22 protein-coding genes are annotated in these 21,131 nt (G+C 51.2%); 15 read left to right on the top strand and 7 right to left on the bottom strand.

The window, feature by feature from the left end:
* Positions 1-2 precede the first annotated feature (2 nt).
* From HV041_RS10585 to xthA, 3 genes are all read right to left on the bottom strand, one after another.
* The gene (locus HV041_RS10585; protein WP_121584544.1) at positions 3-713 is read right to left on the bottom strand and encodes a TVP38/TMEM64 family protein; all 711 of its coding nucleotides are present in this window, start codon (positions 711-713) and stop codon (positions 3-5) included.
* Positions 710-1,366 carry a TVP38/TMEM64 family protein gene (locus tag HV041_RS10580; protein WP_167470004.1) on the bottom strand — a complete coding sequence of 219 codons (657 nt, stop codon included), beginning with the start codon at positions 1,364-1,366 and terminating at the stop codon, positions 710-712. Before HV041_RS10580 ends, HV041_RS10585 begins: the two co-directional genes overlap by 4 nt.
* A 223-nt stretch (positions 1,367-1,589) precedes the next feature.
* Positions 1,590-2,396 (bottom strand): exodeoxyribonuclease III, encoded by an 807-nt coding sequence (gene xthA / locus HV041_RS10575; RefSeq protein ID WP_121584545.1) that lies wholly within the window; start codon positions 2,394-2,396, stop codon positions 1,590-1,592.
* 444 nt (positions 2,397-2,840) lie between these two features.
* Here xthA and HV041_RS10570 point away from each other — a divergent pair, with 444 nt between their 5' ends.
* From HV041_RS10570 to ves, 7 genes are all read left to right on the top strand, one after another.
* Positions 2,841-4,061 carry an aspartate aminotransferase family protein gene (locus HV041_RS10570; protein ID WP_121584547.1) on the top strand — a complete coding sequence of 407 codons (1,221 nt, stop codon included), beginning with the start codon at positions 2,841-2,843 and terminating at the stop codon, positions 4,059-4,061.
* The gene (astA, locus tag HV041_RS10565) at positions 4,058-5,092 is read left to right on the top strand and encodes an arginine N-succinyltransferase (RefSeq protein WP_048211892.1); all 1,035 of its coding nucleotides are present in this window, start codon (positions 4,058-4,060) and stop codon (positions 5,090-5,092) included. The genes HV041_RS10570 and astA overlap by 4 nt, the downstream gene beginning before the upstream one ends.
* A complete protein-coding gene (gene astD / locus HV041_RS10560) occupies positions 5,089-6,567 on the top strand; it encodes a succinylglutamate-semialdehyde dehydrogenase (protein WP_121584548.1) in 1,479 nt (492 codons plus the stop codon). The genes astA and astD overlap by 4 nt, the downstream gene beginning before the upstream one ends.
* The gene (gene astB, locus HV041_RS10555) at positions 6,564-7,907 is read left to right on the top strand and encodes an N-succinylarginine dihydrolase (RefSeq protein WP_121584549.1); all 1,344 of its coding nucleotides are present in this window, start codon (positions 6,564-6,566) and stop codon (positions 7,905-7,907) included. Before astD ends, astB begins: the two co-directional genes overlap by 4 nt.
* Positions 7,900-8,865, top strand: a complete 966-nt coding sequence (gene astE, locus HV041_RS10550) for a succinylglutamate desuccinylase (RefSeq protein WP_121584550.1) — start codon at positions 7,900-7,902, stop codon at positions 8,863-8,865. Before astB ends, astE begins: the two co-directional genes overlap by 8 nt.
* Positions 8,866-9,213: 348 nt before the next feature.
* Complete coding sequence (gene spy, locus HV041_RS10545) at positions 9,214-9,699, top strand: ATP-independent periplasmic protein-refolding chaperone Spy (RefSeq protein WP_048211888.1); 486 nt, start codon at positions 9,214-9,216, stop codon at positions 9,697-9,699.
* A 351-nt stretch (positions 9,700-10,050) separates the two neighbouring features.
* Positions 10,051-10,626: an environmental stress-induced protein Ves gene (ves, locus tag HV041_RS10540; protein WP_048211887.1), complete on the top strand. Its 576-nt coding sequence runs from the start codon at positions 10,051-10,053 to the stop codon at positions 10,624-10,626.
* A gap of 57 nt (positions 10,627-10,683) precedes the next feature.
* On the opposite strand, the gene nadE is transcribed toward ves, so the two are convergent.
* On the bottom strand, positions 10,684-11,514 hold the full coding sequence (gene nadE, locus HV041_RS10535) for an ammonia-dependent NAD(+) synthetase (protein ID WP_101741717.1): 831 nt from the start codon (positions 11,512-11,514) through the stop codon (positions 10,684-10,686).
* A 210-nt stretch (positions 11,515-11,724) separates the two neighbouring features.
* On the opposite strand from nadE, the gene osmE reads away from it, so the two are divergent.
* The 8 genes from osmE (at position 11,725) to cedA (ending at position 18,064) form a co-directional block, all read left to right on the top strand.
* Positions 11,725-12,066 (top strand): osmotically-inducible lipoprotein OsmE, encoded by a 342-nt coding sequence (gene osmE / locus HV041_RS10530; protein WP_003030621.1) that lies wholly within the window; start codon positions 11,725-11,727, stop codon positions 12,064-12,066.
* Between the two features lie 298 nt (positions 12,067-12,364).
* Entirely contained in the window at positions 12,365-12,685 is a 321-nt protein-coding gene (chbB, locus tag HV041_RS10525) for a PTS N,N'-diacetylchitobiose transporter subunit IIB (RefSeq protein ID WP_003832547.1), read from the top strand.
* A gap of 82 nt (positions 12,686-12,767) precedes the next feature.
* Positions 12,768-14,126, top strand: coding sequence for a PTS N,N'-diacetylchitobiose transporter subunit IIC (gene chbC / locus HV041_RS10520; RefSeq protein ID WP_040233680.1), 1,359 nt, complete (start codon positions 12,768-12,770; stop codon positions 14,124-14,126).
* A gap of 54 nt (positions 14,127-14,180) precedes the next feature.
* Complete coding sequence (chbA, locus tag HV041_RS10515; RefSeq protein ID WP_165712569.1) at positions 14,181-14,528, top strand: PTS N,N'-diacetylchitobiose transporter subunit IIA; 348 nt, start codon at positions 14,181-14,183, stop codon at positions 14,526-14,528.
* Between the two features lie 13 nt (positions 14,529-14,541).
* The gene (gene chbR, locus HV041_RS10510; protein ID WP_005120798.1) at positions 14,542-15,381 is read left to right on the top strand and encodes a transcriptional regulator ChbR; all 840 of its coding nucleotides are present in this window, start codon (positions 14,542-14,544) and stop codon (positions 15,379-15,381) included.
* A 123-nt stretch (positions 15,382-15,504) separates the two neighbouring features.
* The gene (locus HV041_RS10505; protein WP_048211884.1) at positions 15,505-16,860 is read left to right on the top strand and encodes a 6-phospho-beta-glucosidase; all 1,356 of its coding nucleotides are present in this window, start codon (positions 15,505-15,507) and stop codon (positions 16,858-16,860) included.
* 12 nt (positions 16,861-16,872) lie between these two features.
* Entirely contained in the window at positions 16,873-17,631 is a 759-nt protein-coding gene (gene chbG, locus HV041_RS10500) for a chitin disaccharide deacetylase (protein WP_101741715.1), read from the top strand.
* A gap of 169 nt (positions 17,632-17,800) precedes the next feature.
* Positions 17,801-18,064, top strand: coding sequence for a cell division activator CedA (gene cedA, locus HV041_RS10495; RefSeq protein ID WP_071887334.1), 264 nt, complete (start codon positions 17,801-17,803; stop codon positions 18,062-18,064).
* Between the two features lie 65 nt (positions 18,065-18,129).
* Here the strand turns inward: cedA and tcyP are convergent, their stop codons facing one another.
* From tcyP to kduD, 3 genes are all read right to left on the bottom strand, one after another.
* Entirely contained in the window at positions 18,130-19,521 is a 1,392-nt protein-coding gene (tcyP, locus tag HV041_RS10490) for a cystine/sulfocysteine:cation symporter (RefSeq protein WP_048211881.1), read from the bottom strand.
* A 135-nt stretch (positions 19,522-19,656) separates the two neighbouring features.
* Entirely contained in the window at positions 19,657-20,256 is a 600-nt protein-coding gene (locus tag HV041_RS10485; RefSeq protein ID WP_086523651.1) for a metal-dependent hydrolase, read from the bottom strand.
* 83 nt (positions 20,257-20,339) lie between these two features.
* A complete protein-coding gene (kduD, locus tag HV041_RS10480) occupies positions 20,340-21,101 on the bottom strand; it encodes a 2-dehydro-3-deoxy-D-gluconate 5-dehydrogenase KduD (protein ID WP_121584551.1) in 762 nt (253 codons plus the stop codon).
* Positions 21,102-21,131: the final 30 nt, after the last annotated feature.

Genomic DNA, 21,131 nt, shown 5'->3' with positions numbered 1-21,131 from the left:
TCTCAGGTTTTTTTTCGTTGATGTTCAAGATAAAGGCTTCTCGCCACTGAAATCATCACGCTCAGCGCGAACAGGATGAACAGGCCGGTTACAAACCAAAATGTACCGCCGGTTAACAGGCTACCCGCCCATGAATAGACGATAGTGGCGGGTAACTGTCCGATGCCGGTGGCGATGAAAAAATGGCGAAACCGAATTGAGGTCAGGCCTGCTGCGTAGCTTACCGGGTCGAACGGTACAAAAGGTAACAGGCGACAGATCAGAATGGCGTGTTTACCGTAGCGCTCGAAAAAAGCGTCCATATTTTTCAGCATCGTTTTTCCGGTCAGTTTTTCCACCGCGCCGCGACCGAACACCCGGGCGATAAAAAAACAAAGTGCTGCACCTGCCATCGCACTGGTCCAGGAGAGAACTCCTCCCCAGAATGCGCCGAACAATGAGGCATTCGCAAAGGTGATCAGGAAAGCGGGAAGCGGGGCGATGATCGCCTGTAAGATCATCAGGAAGAACGAGACGACCGCGGCCTGAGGCCCCCAGGAACGAATGAAATCTTCAAGACCATGCTGATCGAGCGTGGTAAATGCCGCCAGACTGGCGTGGAGAAAATTGTTCACGCCAGGTATCCACGCCCACGCCATCAGCGCGAGCAGCAGCAGAGCAATCAAACTCGCCCGGTAATAGCGAACCAGCCGAGCTTTGTTTCGTTTTATCATTTATCCGTACACTCATGATTTGCTGACGGATCGATATGCTTATACCGGGCCCAGGCTTTGGCTGCCTGAACGAGGGCGAATAACGCCAGCCCCGCCACGCTGAGCTTACCGATAAATACCAGGGTAATGCCTTCACTGGCCAGTTCGTGTGACATCAGCGTATAGATAAAGATACCTGGTAACGTGGTGATAGCTGAAATCAGAGTAAATGACCAGAACGGAATGGCAGTCAGCCCGTAAGCATAGTTTTGAATATTATAAGGAAACAGTGGAACGAGGCGGGTCAGGATCAGAAAGTCGATACCGCTATGGGCAATCCCTTTTTCGATCGCCTGAAACGTCGCCGTATGCCCGACATGTTTCAGTAATAGTTCCCGCCCAAGCCAGCGTGCCAGTAAAAATGACAATGCCGAGGCAACAGTTGCTGCCAGTAAAGAGATGAGCGTGCCAACCAGTGGGCCGAAAAGGATACCGCCGACAATCACCAGTATGCTGCCGGGTATCAGGCACAGCGCCGCAACGATAAATAGCAGAATATAAAGTGCGTAGCCGAACAGCCCGCTTTGGTGGATGACATCTTGCAAATGATGGAGATTGGTTATCAGGTCAGACAGACCAAAATAGTGGAAAACCCCAGCCAGGGCGCAGAACAGCACTGCCACAATAAGCAGTCGGTATTCTGCCTTATGCGAACTTCTTTTTCATGGGGGGTCTCCTGTAAATCCGTGGGCAATGATGCGTTTTCACCAGCGAAAAGTGCGCGCGAAGATATAGTAAAATCCCGCTCGCAACAATGTATTACCGCCGCTTTTTTGATTTTGCACAGAATATACTGACTCTCCAGGCGAGGCCCGGAGAGCGAAAAAATGCAGATAATTAGACGCGGAATTTTGCCCACACTGGCGCGTGGTCGGACGGTTTTTCCATGCTCCGGATCTCATAGTCGATGCCGGTTTCTTCGCAGCGTTCCGCCAATGGGTTGCTCGCTAGCAGCAGATCGATACGCAGGCCACGGTTATCGTCAAAACCTTTTGAGCGGTAATCAAACCACGAGAACTGGTCATTCTTTTCAGGATTTGCGTGACGATACGTATCCACCAGACCCCAGCCCAACAGGCGTTCCATCCACCCACGCTCCTCCGGCAGGAAGGAACATTTTCCGGTACGCAGCCAGCGTTTACGGTTCTCTTCGCCAATGCCGATATCGAGATCGGTTGGGCTGATATTCATATCACCCATGATCAGCACCGGATTATCGCGTTTCAGTTCAGTCTCCAGATAGTTTTGTAAGTTCTGATAGAACGCCGCTTTCGCCGGGAATTTAGTTTCATGGTCACGGCTTTCGCCCTGTGGGAAGTAGCCGTTGATGACGGTGATGTTGCCAAGCGGAGACGGGATCTCCGCCATAATGATACGGCGTTGCGCCTCTTCGTCATCATTTGGGAAACCACGGCGCACTGCAATCGGCGTCTCTTTGGTCAACAGCGCCACACCATAATGGCCTTTCTGACCGTGATAGAAAACGTTGTAACCCAGTTTTGCTACCTCTTCGAGAGGGAACATATCGTCGTGAACTTTTGTCTCCTGTAAGCCAATCACATCCGGTTGGTGTTTTTCGACAATGGCTGCCAGTTGATGAGGACGGGCACGCAGGCCGTTGATATTAAAAGAGACAAATTTCATAGTCGCTGCCACTTTGTAAGATGAATAGTGCAAGGATGGTAGCAGAATTTCCACGAACTGACTGCTTCTTGTCACCTGATTCCAACAATGATTGCTAATGGTGTTAACGATGGAGCAAAAACTGCACCGTTTTGGCGCGAAGCGCGTCGCTATGGGGCAATAATTTCCGAAAAATTTCGTATACGATCACAATTCCAGAATTATATTTGGCAACTGAATAAAACTGCGTTTTTTCCTCTGTTTAGTCGCCTGATGCGCAAACATATTCACTTTATATGCACATGTAGTGAATATTTCCGTGTTGTAACCTGTTGATATTCCGTCCTCGACCTCCGTTTATGCACTTTTTTCGCTGGCTGGCACGAACCCTGCAATCTACATTTACACCGCAAACACTATATTTATTAACATATAAATAACCTTTTATTTACCGTTGAGGTCGCTATGTCTCTGTCAATTACGCGTGAAAATTTTGATGAATGGATGATGCCTGTATACGCTCCGGCCCCTTTTATTCCGGTGCGGGGTGAAGGTTCACGTCTGTGGGATCAGCAGGGTAAAGAGTATATCGATTTCGCGGGAGGCATTGCGGTTAACGCGCTGGGTCACGCCCATCCGGCATTGCGCGAGGCATTAAACGACCAGGCGAGCAAATTCTGGCATACCGGAAATGGCTACACCAACGAGCCGGTATTGCGTCTGGCGAAAAAGCTGATTGACGCCACCTTCGCCGAGCGCATTTTCTTCTGTAACTCCGGCGCAGAAGCCAACGAAGCGGCACTAAAACTGGCGCGTAAATATGCCCACGATCGTTTTGGCAGTCAGAAGAGCGGGATTGTGGCGTTTAAAAATGCCTTCCATGGCCGCACGCTGTTTACCGTCAGCGCTGGTGGTCAGCCCGCCTATTCACAGGATTTCGCGCCGCTGCCGCCGGATATCCGCCATGCCGTGTATAACGATCTCGATTCTGCCAGCCAGTTGATTGATGACACGACCTGTGCGGTCATCGTCGAGCCTGTCCAGGGCGAAGGCGGCGTGGTGCCGGCAACAAACGCGTTTTTGCAGGGGCTGCGTGAATTATGCGATCGCCATAATGCGCTGCTGATTTTTGATGAGGTTCAGACCGGGGTTGGCCGTACTGGCGAGCTGTATGCCTATATGCATTATGGCGTTACGCCGGACCTGCTGACTACCGCAAAGGCGCTGGGCGGCGGTTTCCCTATTGGCGCACTGCTGGCGACAGAGCATTGCGCCAGTGTGATGACAGTGGGTACGCACGGTACAACGTACGGCGGCAACCCGCTGGCGGCGGCGGTGGCGGGTAAGCTGCTGGAAATTGTTAACACGCCGGAAGTCCTCAATGGTGTGAAACAGCGTCATGACTGGTTTGTGGAACGTATTAACGCCATTAACGAACGTTTTGGACTGTTTAGCGAAATTCGTGGGCTTGGACTGCTGATCGGCTGCGTACTGAATGCGGAATATGCCGGGAAAGCAAAACTCATCTCGCAAGAAGCGGCCAATGCAGGGGTGATGGTACTGATTGCCGGCGCTAACGTGGTGCGTTTCGCGCCAGCGTTAAACGTCAGCCAGGAAGAGGTGGCAACCGGGCTGGATCGTTTTGCGCTGGCATGCGAACGCATTAAAGCAGGAGGTTCATCATGATGGTGATTCGCCCCATTGAACGTGCTGATATTACCGCGTTGATGCAGCTTGCCGGTAAGACCGGCGGCGGATTGACCTCGCTACCGGCGAATGAAGCGACGCTAATGGCGCGTATCGAACGTTCGCTACAAACCTGGCGCGGTGAGTTGCCCAAAAGTGAGCAGGGATATGTGTTTGTGCTGGAAGACAGCGCCAGCGGAACTGTGGCGGGGATTTGCGCCATTGAGGTGGCGGTAGGACTTAACGATCCCTGGTACAACTATCGGGTCGGTACTCTGGTGCATGCCTCGAAAGAGTTGAATGTCTATAACGCATTGCCGACGCTGTTTCTCAGTAACGATCACACCGGAAGCAGTGAGCTTTGCACGCTGTTTCTCGATCCGGACTGGCGTAAAGAAGGTAACGGCTATTTGTTGTCGAAGTCGCGCTTTATGTTCATGGCCGCGTTTCGTGACCGTTTTAACGAAAAAGTCGTTGCAGAGATGCGGGGTGTCATTGATGAACACGGTTATTCACCGTTCTGGCAAAGCCTCGGAAAACGTTTTTTTTCAATGGAATTCAGCCGCGCAGATTTTCTCTGTGGCACCGGACAAAAAGCCTTTATTGCTGAGCTGATGCCTAAACACCCTATTTACACCCACTTCCTGTCGGAAGAAGCACAAAGCGTGATTGGCGAAGTGCATCCGCAAACGGCGCCCGCGCGGGCGGTGCTGGAGAAAGAGGGCTTTCGCTATCGCAACTATGTCGATATTTTCGACGGCGGGCCGACGCTGGAATGCGATATTGACCGGGTGCGGGCAATACGTAAAAGCAGGCTGGTGGAAGTGGCGGAAGGTCAGCCAGCAACCGGCGATTATCCGGCTTGTCTGGTTGCCAATGAAAACTATCAAAACTTCCGCGTCATGCTGGTTCGCGCAGACCCGGATACCCAACGTCTGGTACTGACGGCGGCACAACTGGATGCCCTGAAATGCCACGCGGGCGACCATGTACGTTTTGTGCGTCTTTGTGCAGAGGAGAAAACAGCATGACACTATGGATAAACGGTGACTGGGGGACGGGGCTGGGCGAGCGTCGGGTGAAAACCAACCCAGTAGGTGGTGATGTGCTGTGGCACGGCAATGATGCCGATGCCACTCAGGTGGCGCAGGCGTGCCACGCAGCGCGTACGGCTTTTCCGGGCTGGGCAAGACAGTCTTTTGCCGCGCGTCAGGACATAGTCGAGAAATTCGCGACGCTGCTGGAGAGTAATAAAGCAGAACTGACGGCGATCATTGCACGGGAAACCGGCAAACCACGCTGGGAAGCCGCGACTGAACTGACGGCGATGATCAATAAAATTGCCATCTCAGTGAAGGCGTATCACACCCGTACCGGGGAACAGCATAACGCGCTGCCAGATGGCGCTGCGACGTTACGTCATCGCCCACACGGTGTTCTGGCCGTGTTTGGCCCGTATAACTTCCCCGGTCATTTACCTAATGGTCATATCGTTCCGGCGTTGTTGGCTGGCAATACGTTGATTTTCAAACCCAGCGAGCTGACGCCGTGGACCGGTGAAGCCGTGGCAAAGCTGTGGGCGCAGGCGGGATTACCGCCGGGCGTGCTGAACCTGGTACAGGGCGGGCGTGAAACGGGGCAGGCCCTGAGCGCGCTGGAAGACCTTGATGGTCTGCTGTTTACCGGCAGCGCCAATACCGGTTATCACCTGCATCGACAGTTATCTGGCCAGCCAGAAAAAATCCTCGCTCTCGAGATGGGAGGGAACAACCCGCTGATTATCGAGAACCCGGAAGATATTGATGCCGCCGTGCATCTGACCATTCAATCTGCGTTTGTAACCGCCGGACAGCGCTGTACCTGTGCCCGCCGCCTGTTAGTTAAAAAAGGCGCGCAGGGTGATGCCTTCCTGATGCGTCTGGTGGAAGTTAGTCAGCGTTTAATGCCCGGCAACTGGGATGCGGAACCGCAGCCGTTTATGGGCGGACTGATTTCCGAACAGGCCGCGCAGCATGTCTATGATGCCTGGCAGCGTCTGGCATCGTTAGGTGGCCGTACGCTGTTAGCACCGCGTCTGGTGAAAGCCGGAACGTCACTGCTGACTCCCGGCATCATCGAACTGACCGGGGCGGCGAACGTACCTGATGAAGAGGTTTTTGGCCCTCTGCTTGGCGTCTGGCGCTATGACAGCTTTGATGACGCGATTCGCATGGCGAACAACACCCGTTTTGGACTGTCGTGTGGGTTAGTTTCACCCGATCGCAGCCAATTTGATCAATTGCTGCTGGAGGCGCGGGCAGGGATCGTCAACTGGAATAAGCCGCTAACCGGCGCGGCAAGCACTGCACCGTTTGGTGGGATTGGTGCCTCAGGCAACCATCGCGCCAGCGCGTGGTATGCCGCAGATTATTGTGCCTGGCCGATGGCAAGTCTGGAATCACCAGCCTTAACGCTGCCAACGGCGCTTAGCCCAGGACTCGATTTTTCTCGTGAGGATAAGCGATGAAAGCCCGTGAGATTAATTTTGATGGTCTGGTGGGACTGACCCACCACTATGCTGGATTGTCATTTGGTAATGAGGCCTCAACCAAACACCGTTTTCAGGTGTCGAACCCTCGTCTGGCGGCGAAACAGGGTTTGCTAAAGATGAAAGCGCTGGCGGATGCGGGATTTCCCCAGGCGGTGATCCCGCCCCATGAGCGGCCTTATATTCCGGTGCTACGGCAGTTGGGATTTAGCGGCAGTGACGAGCAGGTACTGGAAAAGGTGGCACGGCAGGCACCTCACTGGCTCTCCAGTGCCAGTTCCGCTTCGCCGATGTGGGTGGCGAATGCGGCAACGGTCTGTCCTTCGGCAGATTCGCTGGACGGAAAAGTGCATCTGACGGTCGCGAATCTGAATAACAAGTTCCACCGTTCACTGGAAGCGCCAACCACAGAAGCGTTGCTAAGCGCGATCTTCCGCGATGAGAGCCGCTTTACGGTCCATAGTGCATTGCCCCAGGTTGCGTTACTGGGTGATGAAGGCGCGGCAAACCATAACCGTCTCGGTGGTGATTACGGCGACCCCGGCATACAGGTGTTTGTCTATGGTCGTGAAGAGGGCAACGGCGCGCATCCGAAGCGTTATCCGGCGAGGCAATCCAGAGAAGCCAGCGAGGCTGTTGCGCGCCTGAATCAGGTGAACCCTAATCAGATTATCTTTGCTCAGCAAAACCCGGATGTTATCGATCTTGGTGTGTTTCATAACGATGTTATTGCGGTATCAAATCGTCAGGTGCTGTTTTGCCATGAATTGGCGTTTGCCAACCAGCAGGCTTTGTTACAGCAGTTGCATAGCCAGGTGGCGGGATTTACGGCGCTGGAAGTTCCCCTGGCTGAAGTGTCAGTGCAGGATGCCGTGGCAACATATCTGTTTAACAGCCAGCTACTCAGTCGTGATGACGGTTCAATGATGTTGGTCTTGCCGCAGGAATGCCGGGAGCATGCAGGGGTATGGCATTATTTAAACCGTCTGCTTGAAGATGACAACCCGATTGACGATCTACGGGTATTCGATCTGCGCGAAAGCATGTCCAACGGTGGTGGCCCGGCATGTCTGCGCCTTCGGGTCGTGTTAACCCCACAGGAGCAACAGGCGGTGAACCCGGCGGTTCTCATGAATGATGTGCTGTTTAACACGCTGAATAACTGGGTTGATCGTTACTATCGCGATCGTCTTACCGCGGCAGACCTTGCTGACCAGCAGTTGCTGCGTGAAGGGCGTGAAGCGCTGGATACGTTGACGCAATTACTCAACCTCGGTTCGGTGTATCCCTTCCAGCAGGAGTGTACACGCCATGGATAATTTCCTTGCGCTGACGCTTGCGGGGGATTCGCCAGATGCCACCCGGGGGAAAGCTCACGGTTTTGACTGGCAATGGATCGGGCATGGCATGCTGGAGCTGACGCCGGTTGTTCCGGTTGAGCGTTCGCTGGTTTTGTCTGCGGGCATTCATGGTAATGAAACCGCACCAGTAGAAATACTGGATACATTGTTGGCCGGGTTGTTTAGCGGCAAGCTGCCGCTGACATGGCGGCTATTGCTGATCCTGGGCAATCCGCAGGCGTTAGCTGCGGGCAAACGCTACTGTCATAGCGATCTGAACCGTATGTTTGGCGGCCGCTGGCAGCTCTTCGATGAGAGCGGTGAAACACGGCGTGCCCGCGAGCTTGAACTGTGTCTGGACGTTTTTTACGCGCGGGCGCAAGAGTCAGTACGCTGGCATCTGGATCTGCATACCGCGATTCGCGGCTCACAGCATCTGCGTTTTGGCGTGCTGCCACAACGTAATGTTGCCTGGGACGAAGATTTTCTGGGATGGCTGGGAGATGCAGGACTTGAGGCGCTGGTGTTCCATCAGACGCCTGGCGGTACGTTCACCCATTTTAGCGCTGAACATTTTGGCGCGCTGGCCTGTACGCTGGAACTGGGTAAAGCGCTGCCGTTTGGACAAAACGATCTGTCCCAGTTTGCGCAGACGGCGGATGCGCTGGCGAAACTGCTGCAAGGCGAGCGAATCCCTACGGGAGAAACATCTCCGCTGCGCTACCGCGTAGTGTCGCAAATCACGCGGCGCAGCGACGATTTCATTCTCTACATGGACAACCAGACGCTGAACTTTACCGCGTTTAAAGAGGGAACCGTGCTGGCGCAGGATGGTGATGAACGTTTTATCGTCACCCATAACGTTGAATACGTTCTCTTTCCTAATCCAAATGTGGCCTGTGGTTTACGCGCGGGACTGATGCTGGAAAGGTTGTAAAAGATATATCCGCCCTCGGGTTAATCTCTGAGGGCTTATTATTGCGTGCTGTTTGTATTTATTACGGATTATTCCTGGTGAATTGCTTTCTTAATAAGCAGGGTTCAGGTATAGTTCTTCATAATCCTTTCAAAATCATCCTGTTGTAATTTTTTATTTCAACTCTCCGCAATTTATTCTTTTTTTCTTCATAATTGATGAAAGTTTGTTTTTTACACTTTCATTGTTTTACCGTTGCTCTGATTAATTGACGCTTAAGTCGGTAAAGTTAATCCCGTCAACACGACATCACATTGCATAAGCTTCGCATGAATGTCGTAAGAATAACTGAAAGGAAGGATAGAAATTATGCGTAAATTGACTGCTCTGTTTGTTGCCTCTACCCTGGCGCTGGGCGCTGCAAACCTGGCTCATGCCGCTGACGCTACCACAGCAGCTCCGGCAGATGCCAAACCGATGATGCACCACAACGGTAAATTCGCCCCGCATCACGACATGATGTTTAAAGACCTGAACCTGACCGATGCACAGAAACAGCAGATCCGCGACATCATGAAAGGTCAGCGCGATCAGATGAAACGTCCTCCGCTGGAAGAACGCCGTGCAATGCACGATATCATCGCCAGCGATAGCTTCGATAAAGCGAAAGCTGAAGCGCAGATTGCGAAGATGGAAGAGCAGCGCAAAGCTAACATGCTGGCGCATATGGAAACGCAGAACAAAATTTACAACATTCTGACCCCGGAACAGAAAAAACAGTTTAATGCCAATTTTGAGAAGCGTCTGACAGAACGAGCAGCGCAGAAAGGTAAAATGCCACAAGCTGCCGAATAATCGGTAGGCGTCTATACTCAATCATTCATGCTGTGTCGGAGCAGATTGCCCCGGACAGCGTGAAAAAAACTCAAGACCGCCGGCCTTGTCCACAACACGTTTAACGATGTGGGCAGGATCGGCGGTTTTTTCTTTCCTACCTATTGCACAGCGCTTGGGACAGGTTATGCTCCTGAGGCCCGCGAAAATGCTACCTGGATCAGCGCGTTAAACTTTTTTGCAAAACGCCATGGTCATCGCTAAGGCAAATCAACTCTGCTGCCGATAACAACGAGCAGGGTGAATGATAACAATGATGATTTGGCTGCCTGATGACGGCATGTCGGCGCACAGTGCCTTTCTGGAGGGATGATGGAGTACTTTGATATCCGCAAAATGCCGGTTAATCTCTGGCGTAATGGTGCGGGAGAAACGCGTGAAATATGTTGTTTTCCGCCAGCAACGCGCGACTTTCACTGGCGGGCGAGTATTGCCTCCATTGCTGCGAACGGCGAATTTTCACTCTTTCCCGGAGTTGAGCGCGTTATTACACTGCTCGAAGGGGGAGAAGTCACATTGGAAGGTGCTAACACGTTACCGCATACGCTAAAACAGCATCAGCCTTTTACGTTCGCCGGTGACCGCGTGGTAAAAGCGAAGCTGACGGAAGGACAGATGTCGATGGATTTTAATATCATGACCCGTCGGGATGTTTGCCAGGCTAAAGTTCGTGTGGCTGACCGGACGTTTACGACCTTTGGTTCGCGTGGCGGCGTGGTATTTGTTATTAGCGGAGCCTGGCAACTGGGGGATAAGTTGCTGACGGCTGACCAGGGGGCGTGCTGGCATGACGGTAAGCATACGTTGCGACTGTTGGAGCGCGAGGGGAAGTTGTTGTTTAGTGAGATTAACTGGAAGCCAGGTTTTTCGCCTGATTCGGTGCAATGACGTCGTTTGGGCCGGATAAACCATTTTGTGGTTATCCGGCACGGGTAAATCAGCGAATTACGATTTTTTCCAGAAGTCGTCAAACACCGTAATCGGTGGGCGACGTTTGTGTTCTGTTTTCACGTACCAGCCTTCAATTTTCTTCGCAACGTCGGCATTCAACGTTTTTCCTTCCAGATAATCGTCAATGTTGTCGTAGGTAACGCCTAATGCGGCTTCATCTGGCAGAGAGGGACGATCGTCTTCGAGGTCGGCGGTTGGCGCTTTCTTGTATAAATGCTCAGGGCAACCCAATGCCGCAAGAAGCTGCTTACCCTGACGCTTGTTGAGGCGAAATATTGGGTTAATGTCAGTGCCGCCATCGCCATATTTGGTAAAGAATCCGGTAATGGCCTCTGCGGCGTGATCGGTACCCACGACAACACCGCTGGTCATTCCGGCGATACTGTATTGTGCCTTCATACGCTCGCGGGCTTTTTCATTGCCGCGCACAAAATCACTCAGTTCAATACCTGCTTCGCGCAATGCCTGCTCGCTGGCCAATACCGCGCCTTTGATGTTGACGGTGAGTACACGGTCAGGTTGTATAAACGCTATCGCGTCCTGACAGTCCTGTTCATCGGCCTGCACACCATAAGGCAGTCGCACGGCAATAAACTGCAAAGCATCGTTACCCGTTTCTTCACGTAACTCGGAAATCGCCATTTGGCATAACTTTCCGGCCAGGGTTGAGTCCTGTCCGCCGCTAATCCCTAACACCAGCGATTTAAGGAAAGGGTAGGTTTTGAGGTACGATTTCAGAAAATCCACGCTGCGGCGAATTTCCTCTTCTGCATTAATATGTGGTTTGGCGCCAAGTGCCCGGATTATCTCTTGCTGCAGAGTCATTTAACCCCCTATGGAAAATAAAATGATCAAAAATAACGATGTGTTAAAGCTAACGCGTTGACGTCCAAACGACAAGGGATGCAGCCGGATATAACATCATTTTGTTTTGATAGAATTTTCTGAAATGACCCGAGTATCAACAGACAGCTTGAAAAATGCGTTGTTGTGCTCCAGGCTTATATAACACGCTGAAAAACAAGAGGACGGAATATGAACAAGAATCTAACAGGAATTCTGAGTGCAGCGGCGGTATTGACTATGCTGGCAGGCTGTACGGCTTACGATCGTACTAAAGACCAATTTGTGCAGCCCGTGGTGAAAGATGTGAAGAAAGGGATGAGCCGGGCGCAAGTGGCGCAGATTGCCGGTAAACCTTCTTCTGAAGTCAGCATGATCCATGCGCGTGGTACATGTCAGACCTACATCCTGGGTCAACGAGATGGTAAAGCAGAGACCTATTTTGTTGCATTAGATGATACTGGGCACGTGATTAATTCCGGCTACCAGACCTGTGCGGAGTACGACACCGACCCGCAGGCAGCGAAGAAGTAACAACTGTTTATTGCCTGGGCACTCTGACGAACCGGCCGCTGTGCCGGTTTTTTTGTGTCACGCGATCTTATTTATTGTCGCGAATTATTTGCCCGAAGTGTGAGGGGTGTCATAACCACAGGTCAAGGAGAGACAATTTAGTTGGTCAATGAAATACCATCCGCGGGTGCAATCCCGTATACTCATTTCAGCCACCTAAAAAAGTAATTTAGCTGACGCAAGTTACCCAGAGCATGGATGCAGGTTATGGCTTGCGGAGTGTCTGGTACACAGATAATCGCACATGAGGATCGTTTTAATGGAAAAGAAACACATTTATCTGTTTTGTTCTGCGGGCATGTCGACTTCTTTGTTGGTCTCGAAGATGCGTGCTCAGGCTGAAAAATACGAAGTGCCGGTTATCATTGAAGCGTTTCCCGAAACGCTGGCCGGAGAAAAAGGCCCAGTAGCCGATGTCGTGTTATTAGGTCCACAGATTGCTTATATGTTGCCCGAAATTCAGCGTTTGTTACCCAACAAACCTGTAGAAGTGATTGACTCGCTGTTGTATGGCAAAGTCGATGGTTTAGGCGTGCTTAAGGCTGCAGTTGCAGCAATTAAAAAAGCCGCAGCAAATTAATTATTTTAAATTTTCCCGTCAAAGAGTTATTTCATTAACATTCACCGCAATTGTTAATTGCGGTATTTAAGGGTATTTTTCTATGAGTAACGCTATTGCTTCACTTGAAAAGGTACTCCTTCCTTTTGCTGTAAAAATTGGAAAGCAGCCACACGTTAATGCAATCAAAAACGGTTTTATTCGTTTAATGCCGTTAACCCTCGCAGGGGCTATGTTTGTATTAATCAATAACGTTTTCCTGAGCTTTGGGGAGGGGTCGTTTTTTTATTCCATGGGCATTCGACTTGATGCTTCAACTATTGAAACACTAAATAGTTTAAAAGGCATCGGTGGGAACGTCTATAACGGTACGCTGGGTATTATGTCATTGATGGCGCCATTCTTTATCGGTATGGCGTTGGCGGAAGAACGCAAGGTCGATGCGCTGGCTGCTGGTTTATTATCTGTCGCCGCATTTATGACAGTCACACCTTACAGTGTGGGTGAAGCCTATGCCGTGGGTGCTAACTGGCTGGGCGGTGCGAACATTATTTCCGGTATTATTATCGGCCTGGTGGTCGCGGAAATGTTCACCTTCGTCGTGCATCGTAATTGGGTTATTAAATTACCTGATAGCGTTCCGGCTTCTGTTTCTCGCTCCTTCTCTGCACTGATTCCTGGCTTCATTATCCTCTCTATTATGGGGATCATCGCCTGGGCGTTGAACACCTGGGGAACGAACTTCCACCAGATCATCATGGATTCCATTTCAACTCCGCTGGCGTCACTGGGTAGTGTGGTGGGGTGGGCATACGTGATTTTTGTTCCGCTGTTGTGGTTCTTTGGTATTCACGGTTCTTTGGCACTGACTGCACTGGACAGCGGTATCATGACCCCCTGGGCGCTGGAAAACATCTCTATCTACCAACAGTTTGGTTCCGTAGACGCGGCACTGGAAGCGGGTAAGACGTTCCACGTCTGGGCGAAGCCGATGCTGGACTCCTATATTTTCCTGGGAGGGAGTGGGGCAACGCTGGGTCTGATTATTGCTATCTTCCTGGCATCTCGTCGCGCTGATTATCGTCAGGTAGCAAAACTGGCACTGCCATCAGGTCTGTTCCAGATTAACGAACCCATTCTGTTCGGTCTGCCGATTATCATGAACCCGGTTATGTTTATTCCATTCATCCTGGTTCAGCCGATTCTGGCAGCGATTACCCTGGCCGCTTATTACACAGGCATTATTCCACCAATTACCAACATTGCACCGTGGACTATGCCAACCGGTTTGGGCGCATTCTTTAACACCAACGGTAGCGTCGCTGCTCTGCTGGTCGCGTTGTTTAACCTTGGCATCGCAACGCTGGTGTACCTGCCATTTGTGGTCGTCGCCAACAAAGCTCAGAACGTCATTGATAAAGAAGAAAGCGAAGAAGATATCGCTAACGCATTGAAATTCTAAATTTAATCCGGCATGGCTATGCGGCCATGCCGGACTGAACCAGAGGAAAAAAGTATGTTGGATATCGAGAACATCGTCGACACGCAGTCAGAAGCAGAAGAGCTTGAAGAAGTGGTGATGGGGCTCATCATCAACTCGGGTCAGGCGCGTAGCCTGGCGTATGGCGCGCTCAAAATGGCCAAACAGGGTGATTTTGAGTCAGCGAAGACCATGATGGAACAGTCTCGCATGGCGCTGAACGAAGCACACCTTGTCCAGACTAAACTGATTGAAGGCGATCAGGGTGAAGGTAAAATGAAAGTCAGCCTGGTGCTGGTCCATGCACAGGACCACCTGATGACGACGATGCTGGCACGTGAACTGGTGGCAGAACTGATTGAGCTTCACGAGAAGCTGAAATAGCGAGGAGTGCAGAATGCAGCTACAGATTAACGCACCGGAAATCAAAACCGTCTATGAGCAGCAGCTTTTTAATGGCAAAAATTTTCATGTGTTCATCTATAACAAAACTGAGAGCATCAGTGGGCTGCATCAGCATGATTACTACGAATTTACCCTTGTATTAACTGGACGTTACTATCAGGAAATCAACGGTAAGCGTGTACTGCTTGAGCGCGGAGACTTTGTCTTTATCCCGTTGGGATCGCATCACCAAAGTTTCTATGATTTCGGCGCGACGCGAATTCTTAACGTTGGTATCAGTAAACGTTTTTTTGAACAGCACTACCACCCGTTGCTGCCATTTTGTTTTGTCGCATCGCAGGTGTATCGGGCGAACAGCTCGTTTCTTACCTACATCGAAACGGTTATAGCATCGCTGAACTTTCGTGAAAGCGGACTGGATGAATTTGTAGAAGTGGTCACCTTCTATATTATTAATCGGTTACGCCATCATCGGGAAGAGCAGGTGCTGGATGATATTCCACAATGGCTTAAAACTACCGTGGAAAGCATGCATGACAAAAGGCAGTTTAGCGAAAATGCGCTGGAAAATATGGTACACCTGTCCGCAAAATCCCAGGAGTATCTGACCCGTGCAACCCAGCGTTATTACAGTAAAACGCCAATGCAGATTATTAATGAAATCCGCATTAATTTTGCTAAAAAACAGCTGGAAATGACTAACTATTCTGTAACTGATATTGCCTATGAGTCTGGTTACAGTAGTCCGAGCTTGTTTATTAAAACGTTTAAAAAGCTGACGTCGTTTACACCAAATAGCTATCGTAAGAAATTAACGGAATTTAATCAGTAAATTTTATTTACCAATAACCAATTTTTATAGCTTGCCCAAAATAGCGCCGGGACTGCCACGCTATACCTGACGAATGGGTTGAGCATAATACGTGTCAGTGTTTTTACACTGAAGGGAGAAATTATGAGCCAGAAATTAAAAGTCGTCACTATCGGTGGCGGGAGCAGCTACACCCCTGAATTACTTGAAGGCTTTATTAAGCGTTATCATGAATTACCGGTCTCTGAATTGTGGCTGGTGGATGTCGACGGTGGTAAAGAGAAGCTGGACATTATTTTTGACCTCTGCCAGCGCATGATTGATAAAGCTGGCGTCCCGATGAAAGTGTATAAAACGCTGGATCGCCGCGAAGCGCTGAAAGATGCTGATTTCGTTACTACCCAGTTGCGGGTTGGGCAACTGCAAGCCCGTGAAAAGGATGAACGCATTCCGCTGAGCCACGGGTATCTGGGGCAGGAAACCAACGGCGCTGGCGGGCTGTTCAAAGGCCTGCGTACCATTCCGGTTATCTTTGATATTGTGAAAGATGTGGAAGAACTGTGCCCGAATGCGTGGGTGATCAACTTCACTAACCCAGCCGGGATGGTGACTGAGGCGGTTTATCGCCATACGAATTTCAAGAAATTCATCGGGGTATGTAATATTCCGATCGGCATGAAAATGTTCATCAGCGACGTGCTGGCGCTGAAAGAGAGCGATGACTTATCCATCGATCTGTTTGGTCTGAACCATATGGTCTTCATTAAGGATGTTCTGGTCAACGGTGTGTCACGCTTTGATGAACTGCTGGACGGCGTTGCGTCGGGTCAGTTGAAAGCCTCTGGCGTGAAGAACATCTTCGATCTGCCGTTCAGTGAAGGGCTGATTCGTTCACTGAGGCTGCTGCCGTGCTCGTATTTGCTGTACTACTTCAAGCCAAAAGAGATGCTGGCGATTGAAATGGGCGAATATTACAAAGGTGGTGCACGCGCACAGGTGGTACAGAAAGTAGAAAAGCAACTGTTTGATCTGTATAAAAATCCTGAGTTGAATGTTAAGCCGAAAGAGCTGGAACAGCGTGGCGGGGCTTATTACTCTGATGCCGCGTGTGAAGTCATCAATGCTATCTACAACGACAAACAGACCGAACATTACGTCAACATTCCTCATCATGGCCATGTTGATAATATTCCTGCGGACTGGGCCGTTGAGATGACCTGCACGCTGGGGCGCAATGGTGCAACTCCGCACCCACGTATCACCCATTTCGATGAAAAGGTTCTGGGGCTTATCTATACCATTAAAGGTTTTGAAGTGGCGGCGAGCAACGCAGCACTGAGCGGCGAGTTGAATGATGTGCTGCTGGCGTTGAACCTGAGCCCGCTGGTGCATTCCGACACTGATGCTGAAATTCTTGCCCGTGAGCTGATTCTGGCGCATGAAAAATGGCTGCCAAATTTCGCCGGATGCATCGAGAAACTTAAAAGCGAACAACACTAACTGAGGTTGGCTATGGAACGCGTACTGATTGTGAATGCAGATGATTTTGGCCTGAGCAAAGGACAAAACTACGGCATTGTTGAAGCCTGTCGCAATGGCATTGTCACCTCAACCACGGCCCTGGTGAATGGTGAGGCGATAGAGCATGCGGTACAGCTTAGTCGCGATATACCGGAGCTTGCCGTTGGGATGCACTTTGTCCTGACGCTCGGCAAACCGTTAACGGCTATGCCGGGCCTGACGCGTGACGGTGTGTTAGGGAAATGGATCTGGCAGATGGCAGAGGAAGAAACGTTGCCGCTGGAAGAGATTTCTCGGGAGCTGGCTGCACAGTATCAGCGTTTTATTGACCTGTTCGGGCGGGAGCCGACGCATCTGGATAGTCATCACCACGTGCATATGTTCCCGCAGATTTTCCCAATTGTCGCCAGTTTTGCCGCGGAGAGAGGCGTTGCGTTGCGGATCGATCGGCAGACGGTGTTCCAGGCGTCCGATTTACCGGAAACGTTGCGTACCTCCCAGGGATTTAGCAGTGAGTTTTATGGCGACGCGATTTCTGAGGCCCTGTTTTTGCAGACGCTGGACGCGTCCGCAGACCGGGGAGAGTCCTCGCTGGAAGTGATGTGTCATCCGGCGTTTATCGATGACATCATTCGACAAAGTGCCTACTGTTACCCCCGCTTAACTGAGCTTGACGTACTGACGTCTTCGTCATTGAAATACGCTATTGCGGAGCGCGGTTATCGTCTTGGCAGTTTTCTGAACGTTTAATTCCTGAGTTGGCGGCGCGTCGGTGCGCCGCATTTTTTTGTCTGCGTCATTGATGTTTGCTGCAACTTATCTGTTCCCCCCATTATCGCCACCCACTTCACGAATTCACTGTTTTTGCACCGTCCAGGGGTAAAATCAGCTAAGATAGCGTTTTTCAGATTTTTAGAATTTGTCTTTAGTGAAGCAACTGATTATGAAACCTCTTCGCCAACAAAATCGTCCGGTCATCAGCTATGTTCCTCGCGTGGAGCCCGCTCCGCCAGAGCATGCGGTGAAAATGGATGCGTTTCGTGACGTATGGATACTGCGCGGAAAATATGTCGCTTTTGTCTTAATGGGGGAGGCGTTTCAGCGTTCGCCTGCATTTACGGTTCCGGAGTCGGCCCAGCGCTGGGCTAACCAGATTCGCCAGGAAAACGAACTGAGCGATTAATCGGATATAAAAAAACCGCCGGAGCATAACTCACTGGCGGTTTTTTGTTTTGCGCAGACAGGCTTTTAGCGATGCGCCAGTTCGGCGTGATCGTCGCTGTCCAGAATCGATTTATCGGTCTGTTTCAGCCATTGGCTGGTCAGCGTACCAGCGGTCATGGAACCGCTAACGTTCAATGCAGTACGCCCCATATCGATCAGCGGTTCAACTGAGATCAACAGAGCAACCAGTGTGACCGGCAGACCCATGGCAGGCAGTACGATCAGTGCCGCGAAGGTCGCGCCGCCGCCCACACCCGCAACTCCTGCGGAACTGACGGTCACGATACCCACCAGCGTGGCAATCCACATTGGGTCCAGCGGGTTAATGCCGACAGTTGGTGCCACCATCACGGCCAGCATCGCCGGATACAGACCCGCACAACCGTTTTGACCAATCGTTGCACCAAAAGAGGCGGCAAAGCTGGCGATGGACTCAGGGACGCCCAGACGGCGGGTTTGCGCTTCAACGTTCAGTGGAATAGAAGCGGCACTGGAACGGCTGGTGAAGGCGAAAGTCAGTACTGGCCAGACTTTGCGGAAGTATTTCAGTGGGCTAACGCCGTTAATACCCAGCAGGATGCCGTGTACGACGAACATAATGCCCAGGCCGAGATATGAGGCAACGACGAAGCTACCCAGCTTAATGATGTCCTGCAGGTTGGAACCGGCAACCACTTTGGTCATGAGCGCCAGAACACCATACGGCGTCAACTGCATCACCAGACGAACCAGCTTCATCACCCAGCTTTGCAGGGTATCGATAGCCGTTAATACGCGCTCGCCTTTTGGCGCATCATCTTTCAACAGCTTCAGTGCGGCAACACCGAGGAATGCAGCAAAGATGACCACGCTGATAATCGACGTCGGGTTAGCACCGGTCAGATCGGCAAACGGGTTTTTCGGGATAAACGACAGTACCAGCTGCGGAACGCTGAGGTCAGCCACTTTGCCGACATAATTGGTTTCAATAGCGTTCAGACGTGCAGTCTCGGCACCACCTTGCACCAGGCCTTCGGCGGTCAGGCCGAACAGGTTGGTTACCAGAACCCCGACCAGTGCGGCAATCAGCGTTGTAAACAGCAGCGTGCCGATGGTCAGGAAGCTGATTTTACCTAACTGAGAGGCGTTGTGCAGACGCGCAACGGCGCTGAGAATAGACGCAAATACCAGCGGCATGACAATCATCTGCAGCAACTGGACATAACCGTTGCCGACAATGTTGAACCACTGTACGGAATCTTTAAGAACCTGGCTGTCGGAGCCATAAATGGTATGCAGGGCGAGACCAAACACCACGCCCATGACCAGACCGACCAGTACTTTTTTGGCCAGACTCCACTGTTTGTGGCGGGCTTGCGCCAGCACGAACAGCAGTACTACGAACACGATAATGTTCGCGATTAATGGAAAGTTCATCCCCGTTCTCCTGATCTTATTATGCGTATCACCATGCAATGGTGATTCTGTTGGCGCAAGATTAGCAGAACTGTGACTTGCCTCTTATATTCAAATGGAATTGTTTATACCTAAAATGACATTTTGGCCGATTTATTAGTCAACCTGGTGCGTTATAAAACGATTAAACTGCATTTGCAGCGTATTAATCATCTGTGATGACCAGCGTACCGCGCTGTTCTCTTGTACGGTCTGCGGCATCCAGATAGCCCAGGCAAACAGCGCCATGCACAGGAACCGTTCCAGTTGGTTGCCTTTTTGCGGCACGAGGATGGGCAGACGAAAACGCCAGCGGCAGGGCCAAAGCAGGGGAACGCCTGCCGGAGTCAGCATGTCAGCCAGAATGTGACTGAGATAACCGAGAACCATACCTTGTAAGGCATCGGCCGGGATTATCCAGCTATCCGGAACTTTCAGGTAAAACGTGGCCAGCAGGGCAAAGACGGCCAGCAGGCTGTGAGTAAACCCGCGATGGCCAAATGCCCGGGCAATAGGCTTTGATATCCACTTCAGCCGCTGCCCGAGCAGGGATTTCGGGTGATCGATATCGGGTAGCAGGCAGGTTAAAATGGCCGAAGGTACAATATGCCACCAATCACCCTGAGCAAGAACGGGCGTCAGCTCGGCATTTTTGGCAAATACCGCACAGGCAATAGAAAAAAGAAGGTGGCCTTCCGCCGTCATGATAAAACCCAATGAACTGTCAATTCATACAGTATAGGGGTTTTATACAGTAGGCGGAAGAGGTGACGTTGTAACCCTTTGTCACAAATGCACGATTAACGCGCCAACCAACCTCCGTCCACGGCAAGCGTGTAACCATTGATATAGTCAGAAGCCTGGCTGGCGAGAAAAACGACCGGGCCTTGCAAGTCATCCGGTGTTCCCCAGCGCCCTGCGGGAATGCGATCGACAATTTGCTGATTACGCGTACTGTCTTCGCGCAGCTGCTGGGTATTATTGGTCGCCATATAACCGGGTGCGATGGCATTGACATTAATTCCCTGAGCCGCCCACTCATTAGCCAGTAAGCGGGTGATTCCAAGCACGCCACTTTTTGATGCGGTGTAGGAAGGAACGCGGATCCCGCCCTGAAAAGAGAGCATTGAGGCAATGTTAATGATTTTTCCGCCGTTGCCCTGAACCAGAAACTGGCGCGCCACTGCCTGTGACAGGAAAAAAACGGATTTGAGATTCAGATTCATCACGTCATCCCAGTCTTTTTCACTAAAATCCAGCGCATCCTGACGACGTATGGTTCCCGCATTGTTGACCAGAATATCGACCCGGCCAAACGCGGCCACAGTTTGGGTCACTATGCCAGACAGCGCCTCTTGTTGGCTGAGGTCGGCCTGAATGGCCATAAAACGCCGACCGAGGGCGTTAATTTTCTCTGCGGTTTCATGTGGTATTTTACGATTCACGCCGACTACATCGCAGCCCGCTTCAGCCAGCGCCACTGCCATACCCTGCCCAAGGCCGGTGTCACATCCAGTGACGATGGCTACTTTACCTTCGAGACGAAAAGCTTCCTGAATCATGTTTACCTCAACTATTTATGTCATTAACGC

This window comes from Citrobacter sp. RHBSTW-00029 (assembly GCF_014104295.1).
Taxonomy (GTDB): Bacteria; Pseudomonadota; Gammaproteobacteria; order Enterobacterales; family Enterobacteriaceae; genus Citrobacter; species Citrobacter youngae.
This window is presented reverse-complemented; position numbering and strand designations above follow the sequence as displayed.

Excerpts from the sequence above, each read along its gene's own strand:
- chbA (WP_165712569.1), top strand. The coding sequence starts at position 14,181 with ATGTTGGATATCGAGAACATCGTCGACACGCAGTCAGAAGCAGAAGAG.
- astB (WP_121584549.1), top strand. The coding sequence starts at position 6,564 with ATGAAAGCCCGTGAGATTAATTTTGATGGTCTGGTGGGACTGACCCAC.
- astE (WP_121584550.1), top strand. The coding sequence starts at position 7,900 with ATGGATAATTTCCTTGCGCTGACGCTTGCGGGGGATTCGCCAGATGCC.
- osmE (WP_003030621.1), top strand. The coding sequence starts at position 11,725 with ATGAACAAGAATCTAACAGGAATTCTGAGTGCAGCGGCGGTATTGACT.
- tcyP (WP_048211881.1), bottom strand. The coding sequence starts at position 19,521 with ATGAACTTTCCATTAATCGCGAACATTATCGTGTTCGTAGTACTGCTG.
- astD (WP_121584548.1), top strand. The coding sequence starts at position 5,089 with ATGACACTATGGATAAACGGTGACTGGGGGACGGGGCTGGGCGAGCGT.
- chbB (WP_003832547.1), top strand. The coding sequence starts at position 12,365 with ATGGAAAAGAAACACATTTATCTGTTTTGTTCTGCGGGCATGTCGACT.
- HV041_RS10505 (WP_048211884.1), top strand. The coding sequence starts at position 15,505 with ATGAGCCAGAAATTAAAAGTCGTCACTATCGGTGGCGGGAGCAGCTAC.
- nadE (WP_101741717.1), bottom strand. The coding sequence starts at position 11,514 with ATGACTCTGCAGCAAGAGATAATCCGGGCACTTGGCGCCAAACCACAT.
- chbC (WP_040233680.1), top strand. The coding sequence starts at position 12,768 with ATGAGTAACGCTATTGCTTCACTTGAAAAGGTACTCCTTCCTTTTGCT.
- HV041_RS10585 (WP_121584544.1), bottom strand. The coding sequence starts at position 713 with ATGATAAAACGAAACAAAGCTCGGCTGGTTCGCTATTACCGGGCGAGT.
- spy (WP_048211888.1), top strand. The coding sequence starts at position 9,214 with ATGCGTAAATTGACTGCTCTGTTTGTTGCCTCTACCCTGGCGCTGGGC.
- HV041_RS10570 (WP_121584547.1), top strand. The coding sequence starts at position 2,841 with ATGTCTCTGTCAATTACGCGTGAAAATTTTGATGAATGGATGATGCCT.
- chbR (WP_005120798.1), top strand. The coding sequence starts at position 14,542 with ATGCAGCTACAGATTAACGCACCGGAAATCAAAACCGTCTATGAGCAG.
- kduD (WP_121584551.1), bottom strand. The coding sequence starts at position 21,101 with ATGATTCAGGAAGCTTTTCGTCTCGAAGGTAAAGTAGCCATCGTCACT.
- chbG (WP_101741715.1), top strand. The coding sequence starts at position 16,873 with ATGGAACGCGTACTGATTGTGAATGCAGATGATTTTGGCCTGAGCAAA.
- xthA (WP_121584545.1), bottom strand. The coding sequence starts at position 2,396 with ATGAAATTTGTCTCTTTTAATATCAACGGCCTGCGTGCCCGTCCTCAT.
- ves (WP_048211887.1), top strand. The coding sequence starts at position 10,051 with ATGGAGTACTTTGATATCCGCAAAATGCCGGTTAATCTCTGGCGTAAT.
- astA (WP_048211892.1), top strand. The coding sequence starts at position 4,058 with ATGATGGTGATTCGCCCCATTGAACGTGCTGATATTACCGCGTTGATG.